Source organism: Pseudomonas sp. GM55, assembly GCF_000282395.1.
Lineage (GTDB): Bacteria > Pseudomonadota > Gammaproteobacteria > Pseudomonadales > Pseudomonadaceae > Aquipseudomonas > Aquipseudomonas fluorescens_CC.
Window position 1 is genome coordinate 1 of sequence record NZ_AKJJ01000061.1, and the last position, 19143, is coordinate 19143.

Here is a 19143-nt window from a genome sequence, read left to right on the forward strand (position 1 = left end):
GGAGCTGGCTTGCCAGCGAAATCGCTGGTTCGGTCGATATTCTAGTTGACCGATAGATTGCCTTCGCTGGCAAGCCAGCTCCTACAGGACCAGGCCTTGGCCAGCATGGGAATCTGAACCCCGCCAGACGCAAAAAAAAAACCGCCTCTTTCGAGGCGGTTTTTCATTCAGCCGACAACCGGGTTATTCAGCCAGTTTGAAGGTGATGAAGCTCGCACGACCCTGACGCAGAACCCGCATCGACACCGAGCGGTTCTTTGGCAGCGCCTTGGCGATGTCCGCGAACTCCTTGGTGGAACCGATGGCCTGGTTGTTCAGGTGGGTGATCACATCACCCGGCTGCAAGCCGATCATGGCCGCAGGACCGTCCTGTACTTCCTTGATCAGCACGCCACCTTTGAGGTCGTAGGTTTTCTTTTGCTCGTCAGTCAGCTCGACCACGGAAACACCGAGGCGATTGCTGCTACGTTCGATGCTGGATTTTGGCAGCGCTTCCAGCTCCTTGCCTTCTTCCGGAATTGCGCCGACCGTCAGTTCGACATTCTTGCGCTTGCCGTCACGAATCACTTCCAGATTGGCCTTGGAGCCAGCCTTCAATGCGCCAACGAGATGCGGCAGGTCGGCCGACATGACGATTGGCTGACCGTTCATACTCAGGATCACGTCGCCAACCTGCAGGCCACCCTTGGCAGCCGGGCCATCATCCTGGATCTGCGCAACCAGCGCACCCGCCGGCTTCTCCAGACCGAACGACTCGGCCAGGTCCTTGCTCACTTCCTGAATCACCACACCCAGCCAGCCACGGCTGACCTTGCCACCGGATTTCAGCTGGTTGGAAACATCCATGGCCACGTCGATCGGGATTGCAAACGACACACCCATGAAGCCACCGGAGCGGGTATAGATCTGCGAGTTGATCCCGACCACCTCACCGTTCAGGTTGAACAGCGGGCCGCCCGAGTTGCCCGGGTTGATCGGCACGTCGGTCTGGATGAACGGCACATAGTTTTCGTTCGGCAGGCTGCGACCGACGGCGCTGACGATGCCTTGGGTCACCGTGTGGTCAAAGCCGAATGGCGAACCGATTGCGACAACCCATTGGCCGGCCTTCAGGTCCTGGGATTTGCCGAGCTTCAGCACGGGCAGATCCTTGCCTTCGATTTTCAGCAGCGCCACGTCGGAACGTGGATCGGTACCGATCAGCTTGGCTTTCATTTCGCTGCGATCGGCCAGACGAACGAGGATTTCGTCAGCGTCGGCGATCACGTGGTTGTTGGTCAGGATATAGCCATCAGAAGAGATGATGAAACCCGAGCCCAGGGACGTTGCCTCGCGCTGACGGTCGCGAGGTGAACGCGATTGCGGCGGCATGCCCCGCTCGAAGAATTCGCGCAGCATTGGCGGCAAGCCTTCGAGGTCGGGCATTTGCTGGCTGACCTTGCGATCCGGCAGCTTTTGCGTGGTACTGATGTTCACGACCGCAGGCGAGGCCTGTTCGACCAGTTGCGTAAAGTCAGGCAACTCGACCGCTTGGGCGGTGACCGCCTGACCGAGCACCAGCACGGTGGCAATTATGGAAAGGTAGGACTTCAAGCGTGGTATCGACATACGGCTCCCGTTACGACGAGCATGGTTAAGCGATATGGAGCAAGGAACACCGGGAACAATACGCCGGTATTTTTGTTCCGGGAACAACAAACAAGGCCAGAGCCGAGGGGCTCTGACCTATAAGAAATTTAAGGGATTTTTGCAAATTGAAATGCTCACGAAACATTTCGAATTCAGCTCACTGCTTGGTTGCAGCAGCGTCGGCACGCATCGAAAGCGCTATCCGTTCAGCAGTACCGACCGGTATCTCGCCGACAACGGTCACCATCATCTCACCCTGTGCCGTGGTCAAGCGCCGGGAAACCGCAACGGTCGGCCCCAACTGAGTACGGGTGTCGGTGACTGTTGCGCCATTCAACGGCTCGAGGAATACCGAAAAGCGCGCCAGACCATCGTCATACAGCAGGCTATTGACCTGGGTTTTGGTCTCCGGATCCTTGCGAGCGGTGCTGCTGGTCAACTCGAAGCCCGGCGGTAACCAGTCGGAACGCCAGACCTGGGCAGACTTGACGGCAGACGCCTTGTCACTTTCGAGATTGACCGGCTTGCAGTCGTTACTGGCCTGCAGGTCGTTTTCAGAAGGAACGTCAGACGTATCCAGATGCGTGAACTGGAAGCGTTCCAACAACCGCCCCTTATCGTCCAATAGCAAAGACTTCAGAGGCAGGCCGGTTTCCTTATCCAGATGCACTTCAAAACCGTAGCGGTGTTGATCGCGGGGTGTCAACGAGACGATCACCGCCGAACGCCCGGCGACACGCGACTTGCCGATCACGGCGAGGTCATACCAATTCTTGAGCTTTTGAGGATCGAGTGCACGGGCAGCGGAGTTGGAGGAATCCCCTAGCCCTGCTATCAGCGTGCCGCTAACGCATTGAGTATGCCCATCAATGCGCACGACTTCCTGAGCGGAACCGTCGAGCTGGATCAATCGCTCGCGGACCTTTCCATCCTGGACGCGATGCCAGATGTTATGGGTAGAAAAACTACCGTTACGCTCGTAGACGAAAGTACCCTGAAAGCTTTGCTGCTGCTCTGCCTGGCCCAGGCGGGTCAACCAGTCCTGGGCTTCATCGGCTTGGGCTGGAACGATGAACCAGCCGCTGAGCAGAAGCGAAAGTAGGGGTATGGCGCGCATGATCCTCCTTAACGGTTTTCCAGGCTTGCGGCACGGGCGTATGGCAGCGCGCTCTCAGTGCCTTTCAGTGCAGCCTGTTGTGCATGTTGGCGCAAGTAACCTGGCAGACGCTGATCGTGCCAGCCTGGCTGACCTTGCAAAACGCCGTTGGCCATTGGGCCGGTGGCTTGCGAACTCTCATTGTAGCCTGCCAAAACGGCTGGGCCTTTTACTTGAGGAACGGCCAGTGCCGGTTGACTGGATTGCTGGGCCAGTTCGACACCGGCGATCTCATCCTGGTTGTACAGACGCACACCGGCCAGCACCGCCAGGGTCACCGAAGCTGCGACCGCCAGACGACCCAGGCTGCGCCATGGACCGCGGGAAGCTTTTGCCGGTACGGCTTCGTCAGCCAGGGCAGCAGAAACAGCCGCAGCGATGTCCAGACGTGGAAGCAGCAGATCCTTGTGCATCACTGCCCGAGCGATCTGATAACGAGCCCAGGTATCACGGGTTTCAACATCGTCGCAGGCATTCAATACCCGACGCAATTCCAATTCGTCCGCTTCGTTATCCATCACTGCGGACAGCGATTCCTGCAGGGCTTCACGACTCATGGCGTTCCTCTCTTGGCTGTCGCCGCTGTCTTTAGTTTTCCTGCAACAACGGCTGCAGGGCTTTGTCGATGGCCTCCCGGGCGCGGAAGATCCGGGAGCGCACGGTGCCTACCGGACATTGCATGACGCTCGCAATGTCCTCGTAACTCAGACCATCAAACTCACGTAAAGTTAACGCCGTACGCAAATCTTCCGGCAGTTGCTGAATGGTTCGATGGACGGTGCCTTCGATCTCATCCCGCAGCAAAGCCCGTTCTGGCGACTCGAGATCCTTGAGGCCATGATCGCCATCGTAGAACTCTGCATCCTCGGAACTGACATCGCTATCCGGCGGCCGACGGCCGCGTGAAACCAGATAGTTTTTCGCCGTGTTGATGGCGATGCGGTAAAGCCACGTATAAAACGCGCTGTCTCCGCGAAAATTTCCAAGTGCACGGTACGCCTTGATAAAGGCTTCTTGTGCCACATCCTGGGCTTCATGGGTGTCGTGCACGAAACGCACGATCAACCCGAGAATTTTGTGCTGGTATTTCAGCACTAGCAGATCGAAAGCACGCTTGTCGCCGCGCTGAACGCGTTCGACCAGTTGCTGATCCTCTTCCTGGGTTAGCATGAACACTCCTCGATGAGCTCGGAGGAGGCTTGCAGAACCAAACGACCAGACTTGCAAACATAGACTCGGGCTTTTCGCAAAAGTTCTCCCCCTCCAGGCAAGTTTCCTGCGGGCGCTGATTTGGCACGCACGAAAAGCGCAGCGCGAGTTGACCCGGCTGCGCGAATAATCTTGTCATCGGATTCTTCGGCAAGGATCGAACCGCAATCCCGCACTGAAGCCGACACTGTCCCTTGTTTCAGGCAATGGTCTATTGATCTTGGCCCTTTGGCAAAAGTTCCAAATATTTATAGCTGCGCCAAACCGACATTGTGCAACCGTGAAGCGAAAATGACTGTTAAATCGGCGATACAGTCATTCTCGCGCCCAACAGGCAGAAAAACATCCGACGAAGCGACCGATGTTTTGCGTCACAGTAGTTTCACAATGCCATGCTGGCTCGGGTATTGTGCCGCTCCCCCCCTCTATATACTAGTGGGCTGTACGGCCGACTTGACTCGCCAGTCCGGCTGCGCCACCCCCGACCCGGGTCGCTTTGAGCGGAATCCTGAAATGAGCCAACAGTTTCAACACGATGTTCTGGTAATTGGCAGCGGTGCTGCCGGCTTGAGCCTTGCGCTGACCTTGCCCGGTCATTTGCGCATTGCCGTTCTGAGCAAGGGCAGCCTCGCCAATGGCTCGACTTTCTGGGCCCAGGGCGGCGTTGCGGCCGTGCTGGATGACACCGATACCGTTGAATCCCATGTCGATGACACACTCAATGCCGGCGGCGGCCTGTGCCATGAGGACGCCGTGCGCTTTACCGTCGAGCACAGCAAGGAAGCGATTCAATGGCTGATCGACCAGGGCGTGCCCTTTACCCGCGATGAACACTCGAGCAACGAAGATGGCGGGTTCGAATTCCACCTGACCCGCGAGGGCGGTCACAGCCACCGGCGCATCATCCACGCCGCCGATGCCACGGGCGCTGCCATTTTCACAACCCTGCTCGACCAGGCCAGGAAAAGACCGAACATCGAACTGCTGGAACAGCGGGTTGCGGTTGACCTGATCACGGAGAAGCGCCTGGGACTCGAAGGTGACCGCTGCCTTGGCGCTTATGTGCTCAATCGCGGCACCGGCGAAGTCGACACCTATGGTGCCCGTTTTGTGATCCTCGCCTCGGGTGGAGCGGCCAAGGTTTACCTGTACACCAGTAACCCTGACGGCGCCTGCGGCGATGGCATCGCCATGGCCTGGCGCTCGGGCTGCCGGGTGGCAAACCTGGAATTCAATCAGTTCCACCCCACTTGCCTGTATCACCCGCAAGCCAAGAGTTTCCTGATCACCGAAGCCCTGCGAGGCGAAGGTGCCCACCTGAAGCTGCCCAACGGCGAGCGCTTCATGCAGCGCTTCGATCCACGGGCAGAGTTGGCGCCACGGGACATCGTCGCCCGGGCCATCGACCATGAAATGAAGCGTCTGGGCATCGATTGCGTCTATCTGGACATCAGCCACAAGCCCGAAGCTTTCATCAAGACGCACTTCCCGACGGTGTACGAACGCTGCCTGGAATTTTCCATCGACATCACCCGACAACCGATTCCGGTGGTCCCGGCGGCGCACTATACCTGCGGCGGCGTGATGGTCGATCAACAGGGCCGCACCGATGTGCCGGGACTGTACGCCATTGGCGAAACCAGTTTTACCGGCCTGCACGGCGCCAACCGCATGGCCAGCAACTCGCTGCTGGAATGTTTCGTTTATGCCCGTTCGGCCGCCGCGGACATTATCGAACAGTTAGCCCAGGTTCCGATGCCAGCCCCCCTTCCCGCCTGGGACGCGAGCCAGGTCACCGATTCCGACGAGGACGTGATCATTGCGCACAACTGGGATGAACTGCGACGGTTCATGTGGGACTACGTGGGCATCGTGCGCACCAACAAGCGTCTGCAGCGGGCGCAACACCGCGTGCAACTGTTGCTGGATGAAATCGACGAGTTCTACAGCAACTACAAGGTCAGCCGGGATCTGATCGAGCTGCGCAACCTGGCCCAGGTTGCCGAGCTGATGATTCTGTCAGCCATGGAGCGCAAGGAAAGCCGAGGCCTGCATTACACCCTCGACTACCCGGACATGTTGCCGGTCGCGCTGGACACTATTCTGGTGCCGCCCACCTACGTCGGCTGAATTTGAGCCGGACCCGCAGGCGACGGTGCACATCCGCCGCCTGCGCATCCCGGGGCACGCAAATGGCCCTGACCCGGCGCTCGCCACGCAGACGGAAACGCAGCACCACCACCAACGGCAGCGCCAGGCTGTCCGGCCTTAATTGCACAGGCTGCCAACCCTTGGCCCGACTCCACAACTGCCAGCCATCGGCATCGCGCCGCAAGCCGCAAAATGCCTGCGGGTGTGTCAGCAAGATCTGCCGGGGCAACAGCCAGGCTCCGTGAGCCAGGCACAGCATGACGCCGAGCGAGCTGGCCCAGAGCGGAATCGACAGTAGACACAACGAACCCAACGCGAACAGCTGGGCCAAAAGATACGCCGCCAGCAACTGCCGTGAGGCATGCCAGCGGCATTCGAACCCGTTACTTGGGCTGGACACGATCCAGGATCATGCGAACCATGCGTTGCAGCTCAGGATCCTCGGACTCGCTGCGTTCCATGAACCAGCCGAACATGTCCTGATCCTCACACGTCAGCAGTCGGACGTACAACGCGCGATCCACCTCGTTGAGCGTTGCGTAAACCTCTTTCGTGAACGGCACCAGCAACACGTCAAGCTCAAGCATGCCGCGGCGGCTGTGCCAAAAGAGGCGGTTCAGTTCAACATCTTCGACCATGGAGCGCTCCTCAAATAGGCCGCAAGTATACAGGCCCGTGCCCCGTCGAACAGTCGGCTTTGGTCGGCACCGGCGATCCTTTGTGAACTACCCATTTCGAAGGCGCCCCCTTATGATGTCCGCCAGACTCTTTACCCTGCGATGACCCATGGCCGATTCTGCTTTTTTCTGCACGCTTTCTCATGAAGGTGTTCTCGCGGTCCGCGGCGCGGACGCCAGCAAATTCCTGCAAGGCCAACTGACCTGCAATCTCAATTACCTGAGCGATTCCCGGGCCAGCCTCGGTGCGCGCTGCACGCAAAAAGGCCGGATGCAATCGAGTTTCCGCATCCTGCTCGAAGGTGACGGCGTGGTCCTGGCCATGGCCACCGAATTGCTCGAACCGCAATTGGCGGACCTGAAAAAATACGCGGTGTTCTCCAAATCGAAACTGACCGACGAAAGTGCCGCCTGGGTCCGCTTCGGCGTTGACCATGGCGATGCTGCACTGATCAGCCTCGGTCTGGACCTGCCGGCAGAAACCGACAGCGTCGTGCGCAACGATGGACTGATCGCCATCCGTGTCTCGCCGGAACGCGCCGAGTTGTGGGTCGCCGCCGCTCAAGCCGATGCGGTCAAAGGCAAGCTGTCGGCCGTGCTGAGCGAAGGCGACCTGAACCAGTGGCTTCTTGGCCAGGTCCGCGCCGGGATCGGCCAGGTCATGCCCGGCACCCGCGAGTTGTTCATCCCGCAGATGCTCAACCTGCAAGCGGTCGGCGGCGTGAGTTTCAAGAAAGGTTGCTACACCGGGCAGGAAATCGTTGCGCGGATGCAGTACCTGGGCAAACTCAAGCGTCGCCTGTATCGCCTGCAACTGGCTGCCAGCGAGCTGCCTGAACCGGGTGTCGCGCTGTTCTCCCCGACCCACGGCAGTTCGATCGGCGAAGTGGTGCTGGCTGCCCGCGCCGGGCAGAACATCGAACTCCTGGCGGTGTTGCAAGCCGAAGCAGCAGAGAGTGGAGACATCCACCTGGGCGCGCTCGAAGGGCCGTCCTTGCAGCTGCTCGACCTGCCTTATGAACTGGACCGCGATCGCGAAACCCAGCAATAACGGCAGCACCTGGCGCGACACCTAGAGAGACTAAATGAGCGAGCTGGCGGAAAAGGTCCAACAGGATTTGGTTGAGGCCATCAATAACGATGACCTGGTTCTGCCAACGTTACCGGAAGTGGCCCTGCAAATTCGCAGGGCCGCAGAAAACCCGGAAGTCAGCGTCAGTACCCTGAGCAAAGTGATTGGCCGTGATACCGCGCTGTCGGCACGCCTGATCAAAGTGGTCAACAGCCCACTGTTGCGCGCGACCCAGGAAGTGACCGACCTGCATACCGCGATCACCCGCCTGGGCATCAACTACAGCTGTAATCTGGCGATCGGCCTGGTCATGGAGCAGATTTTCCATGCCCGCTCCGATGTGGTGGAACAGAAGATGCGCGATGTCTGGCGTAAAAGCCTGGAAATCGCCGGTGTCAGCTACGCCTTGTGCCGCCGCTACACCCGTCTCAAACCCGATCAGGCAGCCCTTGGCGGGCTGGTGCACCAGATCGGCGTGCTGCCGATCCTGACCTACGCCGAAGATCACTATGAGCTGCTGTCCGACCCGGTCAGCCTCAACCATGTCATCGACCAGATTCATCCGCTGATCGGCGAAAAACTGCTCAGGGTCTGGGAATTTCCCGACATGCTGGTGCAGGTGCCGCGGCTATACCTGAACTTCAAACGCCAGTCTGCGCAGGTCGACTATGTGGATCTGGTGCAGGTGGCCAGCCTGTATTGCCTCCAGGACACCGATCATCCGCTCGCCCGTACCGACGCGCTGAATGTACCGGCCTACAGGGCGCTCGGAATCGATTTCGACGACGTGGCGATGTGCGCCGATCTGGAAGAAACACGCACGATGTTTTATTGATCCAGAACCGTGTTGCCCCCTTCGCGAGCTGGCTCCGGGCGGCGATCCGACGAAGAGGCCTGAACAGGCGCTGCATCACTCCCCCGCAATAAAACTCACCCGCACCTTCAAACCCGCCTGCTCACCATCGTGCAGGCTGATCTGTGCCAGATGCGCGCGACAGATCTCACCGACAATCGCCAACCCCAATCCGGAACCGGCCACTTGCTGATTGCGTCGGTAAAAGCGTTCGAATACCCGATCGCGCTCTTCAAGAGGGATGCCGGGGCCATCATCTTCGACTTCCAGCACGGCGGGCGCCGAGACGCGCAGAATTACATTGCCACCTGGCGGCGTGTGAGCCAGTGCGTTATCCACCAAGTTGCTCAGCAGTTCGTTCAGTAGCGTCGGCTCGCCCCGCAACCAGACGGGTTCATCCGCTTCCAGCGCCAGCGCGATACCGCGCTTGTGGGCCAAGGGTGCCATGGCCATGCCCAGCTCGCGAGCCAATTGACTCAGGTCGAGTAACTGCGCGCCGCCCTCGGCAATCGCCCGGGCGCCATTTTCGACCCGTGCCAGGGACAGCAACTGATTGGCCAGATGGGTCAAGCGATCAGTACCCTGGGCGGCGGTCTCCAGCGTGCTGCGCCAGGTATCGGGCTCGGCCGAGCGCATGCCCAGTTCCAGTCGCGCCTTGAGTGCTGCCAATGGCGTACGCAGTTCGTGGGCGGCGTCGGCAATGAATTGCGCCTGCTTCTCGAACTGGCCGCGCAAGCGCTCGGTAAAGTGATTGAGCGCGCGCACCAGCGGCCACAATTCGCGCTGCACTTCCACTAATGGCAAAGGGCGCAGATCGTCCGGCTGGCGCTCTTCCACCGCTGTGCGCAAGCGCTCCAGCGGGCGCAACGCAGCACTCACCGCGAACCACACCAGCATCAACGCACCGATGGCCAGCATGCCCAGGCGCAACAACGTATCCGCCGCCAGACTGCGGGCCATGCTCACCCGCGCCTCATCGGTTTCCGCCACGCGAATTTCCGCCATGCCGTTCATGTTCGGCTCGCTCACGGGCTTGAGCAGGCTCACCACGCGCACGTTCTGCCCGCGGTACTGGGCGTTGTAGAAGCGTGCCAGCGCCGGATAATCGTCGGTGCGCGGCGTTCCCGGCGGCGGCGCGGGCAGGTTTTCGTAACCGGAAATCAGCTTCTGATTGATGTCGTTGACCAGGTAGAAAATTCGCCCGGCACTGTCGTAGGCAAACGTATCGAGGGCCACGTAGGGCACGTCGGCACTCAGGGAGCCGTCGCGCTGGGAGACACCGGCGGCGATGGTCCGCGCCGAGGCCAGCAAGGTCCGGTCATAGGCCGTGTCGGCGGCTTCACGACCGTTCCAGTAGGCGCTCAACCCGCTGGCCAGCATCAACACCACCAGCAACAGCGCCAGGTTCCACAGCAGCCGCCAGCGCAGGCTGCTGGGCTTATGCATCACGGCTTTCCAGCAAGTAACCGAGGCCACGGAAGGTCACGATGGCGACCGGCTGGCCATCGAGTTTCTTGCGCAGGCGGTGCACGTAGATTTCGATCGCATCGGGGCTGGCCTCTTCATCGAGACCGAACACTTGCGACGCCAATTGCTCCTTGCTCATCACCCGACCGGGGCGTGCGATCAGGGCTTCGAGTACGGCTTGCTCGCGGGAGGTCAGGGTCAGCAATTCTTCGCCGAGGGTGAAGCGCCGGGTTTCCAGGTCATAGGCCAGCACACCGCAACGCTGAATGCGTTCACCGCCCAGCACACTGCGGCGCAACAAGGCTTTGACCCGGGCTTCGAGCTCGGTCAGTTCGAACGGCTTGGCCAGGTAGTCATCGGCGCCGAGGTTCAGGCCGTGGACCCGGTCCTTGACGTCGCTGCGGGCGGTCAGCATCAACACCGGCAGGTTCTTGCCCCGCGCCCGCAGACGCGCCAGCACTTCGAAGCCATCCATGCGCGGCAAGCCGACGTCGAGGATCGCCATGGCGTATTCCTCACTGCCCAGCGCCAGGTCGGCCGCCACGCCATCGTGCAGAACGTCCACGGTCAACCCGGTGCTCTTGAGTGCCTGGGCAACACTTTCGGCGAGCTGCAGATGGTCTTCGACGAGCAGGACACGCATGGATCTTTACCTCGTTCAGGGATGGTCGACGCCATTCTTTGGCGCGGAGTTTACAGCCGCAATCGCTACTGTGAAGCCCGAAAAACCGTGAAAGCCAGCTGAAAGCTTAGCGAAAGGTTAGCCCGTTACAGTCCAGCCACGGACAGTTTCGGCTGCCGTCGCTGCCGCCACACAGCGATAGGAAAAACGCCTCGAAGCGTTTTCGACAAATAAGAACAATAAACGGAGTAAGTCATCCATGCAGTCCTTGCAGACCCAGGCTATCGCGCCTGCCCGCCTCTCCCGTTTCAGCCACACTGCGCTTGCCAGCGCTGCCGCCCTTGCCGGTTTTTCACCGTTGAGCCACGCCGCATTCTTCGAAGACAGCTCGGCCACTTTCGAAACCCGCAACATGTACTTCAATCGCGATTTTCGCGACGGTACCAGTGCCCAACAATCCAAGCGTGACGAGTGGGCCCAGGGTTTCATGCTCAATCTGAAATCAGGCTACACCGACGGCACCGTGGGGTTCGGTGTCGACGCGCTGGGCATGCTGGGGGTCAAGCTCGATTCGAGCCCGGACCGCACCGGCACCGGCCTGCTGCCGACTGACGATGGACGGGCCGTCGACGAATACTCCAAGCTCGGCCTGACCGGCAAAGTGAAGATCTCCGCCAGCGAGCTGAAAATCGGCAGCCTGATCCCGGAACTGCCGATCCTCAAGCCCAACGACGGGCGCATCCTGCCGCAGACCTTTGAAGGCGGCATGCTGACCTCCAAAGAGATCAGGAACCTGACCTTCACCGGCGGGCGTCTGGACAAAGCCAAGGATCGCGACAGCACCGACTTCGAGGACGTTGCCCTCAACAACAAGAACGGCCGCTTCGCCGGAACGGTGGCCGGCGAACACTTCGACTTTGGCGGCGTGGACTACAAGTTCACCGACAAGATCACCGGCAGCTACCACTTCGCGCAGCTCGATGAAGTCTACAACCAGCACTATCTCGGGCTGGTTGCCTCGCAGCCGTTCGGCCCCGGCACCTTTGCCACTGACCTGCGGTTTGCCATCAGTGATGACCAGGGCGAGGCCCGTGGCGGCAAGATCGACAACAAGTCCCTCAACGGCCTGGTGAGTTACGCCTTGAGCGGGCACAAGTTCAGCGCGGGCTACCAGCACATGTCCGGCGACAGCGCGTTCCCCTATGTGGATGGCAGCGACCCGTACCTGGTGAACTTCGTGCAGATCAATGACTTTGCCGGCGCCGAAGAGCGCTCCTGGCAAGCGCGTTATGACTTCGACTTCGTCACCCTCGGCGTCCCCGGTCTCAGCTTCATGAGCCGTTACGTGAGCGGTGACAACATCAAGCTCAAGAACGGTGACGAAGGCAAGGAATGGGAACGCAACAGCGAGATCAAATATGTTGTACAAAGCGGCGCGCTCAAGGATGTCGCCGTGCGTCTGCGCAATGCCACCTACCGCTCCAACTACTCCGCTCGCGATGCCGATGAAGTGCGTCTGCTGGTGAGCTATAGCGTTGCCCTTTGGTAATTCAGTACGTCCATAACAACAACTCCCAAGGAGACTTGAATGAACCTGTCAATGCGTAAAATCGCCCTCGCCGCCAGCGTCCTGCTGTTCACCGGCCAAGCGCTCGCCGAACCCAAACGCCCGGAATGCATCGCACCGGCCTCGCCCGGCGGTGGCTTCGACCTGACCTGCAAACTGGCGCAAAGCGCGCTGATCAACGAAAAGCTGCTGACCAAACCGATGCGCGTGACCTACATGCCTGGCGGTGTCGGCGCGGTGGCGTACAACGCGGTGGTCGCCCAGCGCCCCGCCGATGCCGGCACCCTGGTGGCGTGGTCCAGTGGTTCGCTGTTGAACCTGGCCCAAGGCAAGTTCGGTCGCTTCGATGAAAGCAACGTGCGCTGGCTGGCCGCCGTCGGTACCAGCTATGGCGCCATCGCGGTGAAAAGCGATTCGCCCTACAAGACCCTCGACGATCTGGTTCAGGCACTGAAGAAAGATCCGAGCAAAGTGGTGATCGGTTCCGGCGGCACCGTCGGCAGCCAGGACTGGATGCAAACCGCGCTGATCGCCAAGGCCGCCGGAATCAACCCACGCGACCTGCGTTACGTTGCCCTTGAAGGTGGCGGTGAAATTGCCACCGCCCTGCTCGGCGGTCACATCCAGGTCGGCAGCACCGACATCTCCGACTCCATGCCGCACATCCTCAGCGGTGACATGCGCCTGCTGGCGGTGTTCGCTGACAAGCGTCTGGACGAGCCGGAAATGAAGGACATTCCGACAGCTCGCGAGCAAGGCTACGACATCGTCTGGCCAGTGGTGCGCGGTTTCTACCTAGGGCCAAAAGTCAGCGATGAAGACTACGCCTGGTGGAAAGCGGCCTTCGACAAACTGCTGGCCTCCGAAGACTTCGCCAAGCTGCGCGATCAGCGCGAGCTCTTCCCGTTCGCCATGACCGGCCCGGAGCTGGACACCTACGTGAAGAAGCAGGTCGCGGACTACAAAGTGCTGGCCAAAGAGTTCGGCCTGATCCAGTGATCGTCTCTGTCTAGCGGCTGCGGCGCCGTTTTGCGGTGCCGCAGCCCAGGAGTTCCTCATGCTCTTACAACGCATTTTCGCCTCGGTGCTATTGCTGGCCTGTATCGGCCTGGCACTGATGGCGTGGCCGTACCAAGCGGCTTTTTCCTACGAACCGGTGGGACCTCGGGCCTTTCCATTGCTGATGCTCGGCCTGATGGGCTCGGCACTTCTGTACATGGTATTTCGTCCTGCGCCGATCAAGCACAGCGATGACGAGCCGCCGCTGGACCGCGAAACCCTGACCAAGATCGGCATCTGTGTGGTGCTGTTGCTGGTATTCGCCGGCGCCTTCGAACCCCTTGGTTTCATCGTCGCCAGCATCCTCACCGGCGTGCCGATGGCGCGCCTGTATGGCGGCCGTTGGATACCCAGCATCGTGATCATCAGCCTGATGGCCGTCGGCCTTTACCTGCTGTTCGACCGCGTGATGGACGTACCGCTGCCCCTCGGCCTGCTCGACGTTCTGGAGAACTGACATGGATACTCTTGGCTATTTGGGTCAGGGCTTCGGCGTCGCGCTGAGCCCCTACAACCTGGTGACCGCCCTGTGCGGCACCCTGATCGGCACCGTGGTCGGCCTGTTGCCCGGCCTGGGCCCGATCAACGGCGTGGCACTGTTGATCCCGATCGCATTTGCCCTCGGCCTGCCACCGGAGTCGGCGTTGATTCTGCTGGCGGCGGTGTACCTGGGTTGCGAATACGGCGGCCGGATCAGCTCGATCCTGCTGAACATCCCGGGCGAAGCCTCCACTGTGATGACCACCCTCGACGGCTACCCGATGGCCCGCCAGGGCCTGGCCGGTGTCGCGCTGTCGCTGTCGGCCTGGAGTTCGTTCATCGGCGCCTTCATCGCTACCTGCGGCATGGTGCTGTTCGCCCCGCTGCTGGCGAAATGGGCAATTGCCTTCGGCCCGGCGGAATACTTCGTGCTGATGGTATTTGCGATTGTCTGTCTCGGCGGCATGGCCGGTGATCGACCGTTGAAGACCTTCATCGCGGCGTTGATCGGTCTGTTCCTGTCGACGGTCGGCATCGACGCCAACAGCGGCGTGTATCGCTTCACCGGGGACAACATCCACCTGACCGACGGCATCCAGTTTGTCGTGCTGGTGCTGGGGCTGTTCTCCATCAGCGAAATCCTCCTGCTGCTGGAAAAAACCCATCACGGCCAGGAAGCGGTGAAAGCCACCGGCCGCATGATGTTCAACTTCAAGGAAGCGGCGTCGGTGTTCGTGGTGAACGTTCGCTGCGGCGTGCTGGGCTTCATCATGGGCGTGTTGCCGGGTGCCGGCGCGACCCTGGCCAGCGCCGTGGCCTACATGACCGAAAAACGCATCGCCGGTGCCAGCGGCAAATTCGGCCAAGGCGACAAGCGCGGCCTCGCTGCCCCGGAAACCGCCATCGGTGGCGCGGCCTGCGGTGCGCTGGTACCGATGCTGACCCTCGGTGTTCCAGGTTCCGGCACCACGGCGGTGATGATCGGCGCACTGTCGCTGTACAACATCACCCCGGGCCCGCTGCTGTTCCAGGAACAACCCGACATCGTCTGGGGCCTGATCGCTTCGTTGTTCATCGCCAACGTAATGCTGGTGATCCTCAATATCCCGATGATCCGCGTATTCACCCGCATCCTCGCCGTGCCGAACTGGGCACTGGTGCCGGTGATCGCCATCATCACCGGGATCGGTGTCTACGCGGTGCACGCCACCACCTTCGACCTGTTCCTGATGATCGGTATCGGCATCTTCGGCTACATCCTGCGCAAGCTGGACTTCCCTTTGTCGCCGCTGCTGCTGGGCTTCATCCTCGGTGGCCTGATGGAGCAGAACCTGCGTCGCGCACTGTCGATTTCCAACGGTGCGCTGGAAATCCTCTGGTCGAGCCCGATCACCTTCGGTGTCTGGGTGCTGACGGCGATCATGCTGCTGATGCCGATCATCCGCATCTGGCGTAAACGTTCGGCCGCGCAACGCGCTATCGCCGATGTCTGATCGGACACCCTTCAGAAACTGGTGGGGAACTCCGCTGGTCGGCCTGCTTGGCGGTTACCTCGCCAGCCAGGTCGGCTGGCCTTTGCCGTGGATGGTCGGCTCGTTGCTGGCGATCATCCTCGTGCGCTGCCTGACACCCTGGCAATTGACCGAAATCCCTGGCGGCCGCAAGTGCGGCCAGTGGATCGTCGGTATCGGCATTGGCCTGCACTTCACCCCGCTGGTGATGGAGCAGGTGCTGAGTCATTTCGGCCTGATCTTCTTTGGTGCGTTGGTCACCAGCCTGTCTGCGGTCGTCGGCGTCTGGCTGATGCGCCGCACCGGTGAAGATCGCGCCACGGCGTTCTTTTCCAGCATGCCCGGCGGGTCCGGGGAGATGGTCAACCTCGGTGCCCGCAATGGTGCGGTGCTCAGCCGTGTGGCGGCGGGGCAGAGTTTGCGGGTGCTGGTGGTGGTGCTCTGCGTGCCAGCGGCTTTCAAGTATTTACTGGGCGATGGTGCCCCGGTTTTACATGCCACCGCTGTGGACTGGCGCTGGCTGGCCCTGCTGTTTCCGGCAGGCGCATTGGCGGCCTGGACCTGGGAACGCCTGCGTCAACCCAACCCCTGGCTGTTCGGGCCGTTGCTGGTCAGTGCGGCAGTCAGCATCGGCTGGGATCTGCACATCGGCCTGCCCAATGGCGGTAGCCAGATCGGCCAATGGTTGATCGGCAGCGGGTTGGGCTGTCACTTCAACCGGCAGTTTTTCCGCCGTGCGCCATCGTTCATGGGGCGCACCCTGATCGGCACGGTGTTGACCATGTTGATTGCAACGGCGGCGGCGCTGGGCTTGAGTGCCTTGACCCACCTGGACCTGCGTTCACTGACCTTGGGCATGATGCCAGGCGGCATTGCCGAGATGAGCCTGACGGCGGAGACCCTGCAACTGTCGGTACCGCTGGTGACGGCGATGCAGGTGATGCGGTTGTTGTTTGTACTGTTTCTGGCGGAGCCGTTGTTCAGGTACTGGAACCGGGGCCCGGATTCAGACAGTTAGACCGAGTCGCCCCCATCGCGGGCAAGCCCGCTCCCACAGGGTTTGCGCGGTCCCTGTGGGAGCGGGCTTGCCCGCGATGGGGCCTTCAGGTCAATACTCAAACAGGCGGCAACCGCCACTCGATCGGCGTCTCGCCATTCTGCTCCAGAAACTTGTTGGTCCGGCTGAAGTGCCCGCAACCGAGGAAGCCGCGATAGGCGGACAAAGGTGACGGGTGCACCGAGGTCAACACCAGATGCTTGGTCGCATCGATCAGCTTCTGCTTGCTCTGGGCATGGGCGCCCCACAGCATGAATACCAGGTGCGGCTGCTGTTGGCTGACCACTTCAATGATGCGATCGGTGAAAAACTGCCAGCCCTTGTCCTTGTGTGCATTGGCGTTGGCGCGTTCAACGGTCATGGTGGTGTTGAGCATCAGCACGCCCTGATCGGCCCAGCTCTGCAGATAGCCATGGTTGGGGATGTCGATGTTCAGGTCGCGCTTGAGTTCTTTGTAGATGTTCACCAGCGACGGTGGCGCCGGCACGCCCGGTTGCACCGAGAAGCACAAACCATGGGCCTGACCCGGGCCGTGATAGGGGTCCTGGCCGAGGATCACCACTTTGACCTTGTTCAGCGGCGTGGAATTGAGCGCGTTGAATATCATCGGCCCCGGCGGATAGATCTCCTTGCCGGCCGCCCGCTCCTGTTGCAGGAAGTTTCGCAACTCTGCCATGTAGGGCTGGTCGAATTCGGCACGCAGTGCCTCCTTCCAGCCCGGTTCGAGTTTGATACGGTCGTCAGCAGTCATGGTTACATCCGGCAAAAACAATGGGGCGAACCCTAGGAAAGCGCATCACGCTTGTCAATTGATCTGACACAGATCCGGCACTTTCCCACACAACGATCATAATTAACCCTCAAATTCCCGATCGAGGTCACGATGAATCTGCACTTCGAAGAACTCACCGGCACCGATGGCGCGCGCATCGGCATCGCCAGCCTGGATGCCGAAAAGTCCCTGAACGCCCTGTCCCTGCCGATGATCAACGCCCTGCGCGACCGCTTGGAGGCCTGGGCCAAGGACCCGCAGATCGTTTGCGTCCTCTTGCGCGGCAACGGCGCCAAGGCTTTTTGCGCCGGTGGCGAAGTGCGCAGCCTGGTGGAAGCCAGTCGCGCCCATCCGGGTGAAGTACCGCCACTGGCCGCGCAGTTTTTTGCGGCGGAATATCGCCTGGACTTCAAACTGCACACCTACCCCAAACCGTTGATCTGTTGGGGCCACGGCTATGTGCTCGGTGGTGGCATGGGACTGTTGCAAGGTGCGGGCATCCGCATCGTCACGCCGAGCAGCCGGTTGGCCATGCCGGAGATCAGCATCGGCCTGTACCCGGATGTTGGCGGCAGTTGGTTTCTGTCGCGCCTGCCCGGCAAGCTCGGGTTGTTCCTGGGCCTGACCGGCGCGCACATGAACGGCCGCGATGCCATCGATCTGGACCTGGCCGACCGTTTCCTGCGCGACGATCAACTGCCGGCACTGCTCGACGGACTGCTGCAATTGAACTGGCAGGAACAGACACCCATGCAGCTCAACAGCCTGCTCAAGGCCTTGCAGCAGGAAGCCGTGGCACAGATGCCCGAAGCCCAGTGGCTGCCGCGCCGTCAGCAGATCGACGAGTGGCTGGATGTCAGCGACGTGCGTTGCGCCTGGAAGGCCATCAGTGCCTTGCGCGATCACAGCGATCTGTTGCTGAGCCGCGCAGCCAGGACCCTGAGCGAAGGCTCGCCGTTGACCGCACATCTGGTGTGGGAGCAGATCGTCCGTGCCCGGCACCTGTCGCTGGCCGAGGTCTTTCAGATGGAATACACCATAAGCCTCAACTGCTGTCGTCATCCGGAGTTCAGCGAAGGCGTACGCGCCCGGTTGATCGACAAGGATCAGAAGCCGCACTGGCACTGGCCGGACATCAACAATGTGCCGGACGCGGTGGTAGAGGCGCATTTCCACAAGGCCTGGGAAGGTCGGCATCCGCTGGCGGATTTGTCTGAATACTGAAAACTGCACACAACACTGTGGGAGCGGGCTTGCTCGCTCCCACAGGTTTGGTATTTAACTGAATGATCAGCGGTGATTGTCCCGCCAGTTGTGATCGCCTCGCCCGCCACGATGGTTGCGCCCGTCGTGACCGCCAAAGTCATTGTTCCAGCCCCCGCGGTTACGGCCGTCCCAGCCATGGTTCTGATGCATCCGGTAATCGCCCCGGTATGGCTGCTGATAGTAACGCGGAGCGGGCTGGTAATAGTGCGGTTGATACATCCGCGGCTGCGAGTAATAACGCGGTGTTGGCTGGTAATACCGCGCTGGCGGCATGTAATACCGGGGCGGCGGCGTGTAGTAACCATTGGAGTAGTAGGAACTCCCCCCGGCGTAATGGGTTGGCGCCGGCGAGGTATAGACTTCGGAACTGTAGTAACTGCCTCCTTCGTCGTAGTAAGGCTCACACCCACCAAGGGACAATCCCAACACAGCAAGCAGAAAAATTCGCCGCAGCGTTTTTTGACAGAGCATGGCGGCCTCCTGGACCGCGGGTAAGCCATACCAGCGACGCTGGCAGGCGACAGTCAAACATTCAGTGACTGTCGATAGATCAGACATCGAATTCAGAATCTGGTGCGCCAATGAAACAAGTAGA

At 60.6% G+C, this 19143-nt stretch carries 19 protein-coding genes; 9 read left to right on the top strand and 10 right to left on the bottom strand.

All coding sequences use genetic code 11. The features are described from left to right. Positions 1–183: 183 nt before the first annotated feature. From PMI31_RS16795 to rpoE, 4 genes are all read right to left on the bottom strand, one after another. Positions 184–1608: a DegQ family serine endoprotease gene (locus PMI31_RS16795; RefSeq protein WP_008019365.1), complete on the bottom strand. Its 1425-nt coding sequence runs from the start codon at positions 1606–1608 to the stop codon at positions 184–186. A gap of 178 nt (positions 1609–1786) precedes the next feature. After that, on the bottom strand, positions 1787–2746 hold the full coding sequence (locus tag PMI31_RS16800; RefSeq protein ID WP_008019367.1) for a MucB/RseB C-terminal domain-containing protein: 960 nt from the start codon (positions 2744–2746) through the stop codon (positions 1787–1789). 8 nt (positions 2747–2754) lie between these two features. Continuing rightward, entirely contained in the window at positions 2755–3342 is a 588-nt protein-coding gene (locus PMI31_RS16805; RefSeq protein WP_008019368.1) for a sigma-E factor negative regulatory protein, read from the bottom strand. Positions 3343–3373: 31 nt separating this feature from the next. Next, positions 3374–3955 carry an RNA polymerase sigma factor RpoE gene (gene rpoE, locus PMI31_RS16810; RefSeq protein ID WP_003172477.1) on the bottom strand — a complete coding sequence of 194 codons (582 nt, stop codon included), beginning with the start codon at positions 3953–3955 and terminating at the stop codon, positions 3374–3376. A 552-nt stretch (positions 3956–4507) separates the two neighbouring features. On the opposite strand from rpoE, the gene nadB reads away from it, so the two are divergent. After that, positions 4508–6124 carry an L-aspartate oxidase gene (gene nadB, locus PMI31_RS16815; RefSeq protein WP_008019369.1) on the top strand — a complete coding sequence of 539 codons (1617 nt, stop codon included), beginning with the start codon at positions 4508–4510 and terminating at the stop codon, positions 6122–6124. Here the strand turns inward: nadB and PMI31_RS16820 are convergent. Continuing rightward, on the bottom strand, positions 6093–6545 hold the full coding sequence (locus tag PMI31_RS16820) for a protein YgfX (protein WP_008019370.1): 453 nt from the start codon (positions 6543–6545) through the stop codon (positions 6093–6095). The two genes, nadB and PMI31_RS16820, sit on opposite strands and share 32 nt — an antisense overlap. Continuing rightward, positions 6529–6783, bottom strand: coding sequence for an FAD assembly factor SdhE (locus PMI31_RS16825; protein ID WP_007979797.1), 255 nt, complete (start codon positions 6781–6783; stop codon positions 6529–6531). Before PMI31_RS16825 ends, PMI31_RS16820 begins: the two co-directional genes overlap by 17 nt. A 148-nt stretch (positions 6784–6931) precedes the next feature. Here PMI31_RS16825 and ygfZ point away from each other — a divergent pair, with 148 nt between their 5' ends. Further along, positions 6932–7873: a CAF17-like 4Fe-4S cluster assembly/insertion protein YgfZ gene (gene ygfZ / locus PMI31_RS16830; protein ID WP_008019371.1), complete on the top strand. Its 942-nt coding sequence runs from the start codon at positions 6932–6934 to the stop codon at positions 7871–7873. 34 nt (positions 7874–7907) lie between these two features. Then, positions 7908–8729: an HDOD domain-containing protein gene (locus PMI31_RS16835; RefSeq protein ID WP_008019373.1), complete on the top strand. Its 822-nt coding sequence runs from the start codon at positions 7908–7910 to the stop codon at positions 8727–8729. Positions 8730–8804: 75 nt separating this feature from the next. On the opposite strand, the gene PMI31_RS16840 is transcribed toward PMI31_RS16835, so the two are convergent. Together PMI31_RS16840 and PMI31_RS16845 are read right to left on the bottom strand one after the other, a co-directional pair. Then, positions 8805–10193, bottom strand: coding sequence for a sensor histidine kinase (locus PMI31_RS16840; protein WP_008019374.1), 1389 nt, complete (start codon positions 10191–10193; stop codon positions 8805–8807). Next, positions 10186–10857 (bottom strand): response regulator, encoded by a 672-nt coding sequence (locus tag PMI31_RS16845; protein WP_007979804.1) that lies wholly within the window; start codon positions 10855–10857, stop codon positions 10186–10188. Before PMI31_RS16845 ends, PMI31_RS16840 begins: the two co-directional genes overlap by 8 nt. Positions 10858–11095: 238 nt before the next feature. Here PMI31_RS16845 and PMI31_RS16850 point away from each other — a divergent pair, with 238 nt between their 5' ends. Genes PMI31_RS16850 through PMI31_RS16870 form a run of 5 tightly spaced genes read left to right on the top strand, consistent with a single transcriptional unit; the run spans position 11096 to position 16471 of the window. Next, entirely contained in the window at positions 11096–12385 is a 1290-nt protein-coding gene (locus PMI31_RS16850; RefSeq protein WP_008019375.1) for an OprD family porin, read from the top strand. 39 nt (positions 12386–12424) lie between these two features. Then, on the top strand, positions 12425–13402 hold the full coding sequence (locus tag PMI31_RS16855) for a Bug family tripartite tricarboxylate transporter substrate binding protein (protein ID WP_008019377.1): 978 nt from the start codon (positions 12425–12427) through the stop codon (positions 13400–13402). A gap of 58 nt (positions 13403–13460) precedes the next feature. Continuing rightward, positions 13461–13919 carry a tripartite tricarboxylate transporter TctB family protein gene (locus tag PMI31_RS16860; RefSeq protein ID WP_008019378.1) on the top strand — a complete coding sequence of 153 codons (459 nt, stop codon included), beginning with the start codon at positions 13461–13463 and terminating at the stop codon, positions 13917–13919. Position 13920: 1 nt separating this feature from the next. Continuing rightward, entirely contained in the window at positions 13921–15435 is a 1515-nt protein-coding gene (locus PMI31_RS16865) for a tripartite tricarboxylate transporter permease (RefSeq protein ID WP_008019379.1), read from the top strand. Next, on the top strand, positions 15428–16471 hold the full coding sequence (locus PMI31_RS16870; RefSeq protein WP_008019380.1) for an AbrB family transcriptional regulator: 1044 nt from the start codon (positions 15428–15430) through the stop codon (positions 16469–16471). Before PMI31_RS16865 ends, PMI31_RS16870 begins: the two co-directional genes overlap by 8 nt. 97 nt (positions 16472–16568) lie before the next feature. On the opposite strand, the gene ung is transcribed toward PMI31_RS16870, so the two are convergent. Continuing rightward, entirely contained in the window at positions 16569–17261 is a 693-nt protein-coding gene (ung, locus tag PMI31_RS16875; protein ID WP_008019381.1) for a uracil-DNA glycosylase, read from the bottom strand. 132 nt (positions 17262–17393) lie between these two features. Between ung and PMI31_RS16880 the strand changes: the two genes are divergently transcribed. Then, on the top strand, positions 17394–18506 hold the full coding sequence (locus tag PMI31_RS16880) for an enoyl-CoA hydratase/isomerase family protein (protein WP_008019382.1): 1113 nt from the start codon (positions 17394–17396) through the stop codon (positions 18504–18506). Between the two features lie 66 nt (positions 18507–18572). Here PMI31_RS16880 and PMI31_RS16885 read toward each other — a convergent pair whose 3' ends face one another. Beyond that, positions 18573–19019, bottom strand: a complete 447-nt coding sequence (locus tag PMI31_RS16885) for a hypothetical protein (protein WP_008019383.1) — start codon at positions 19017–19019, stop codon at positions 18573–18575. Positions 19020–19143: the final 124 nt, after the last annotated feature.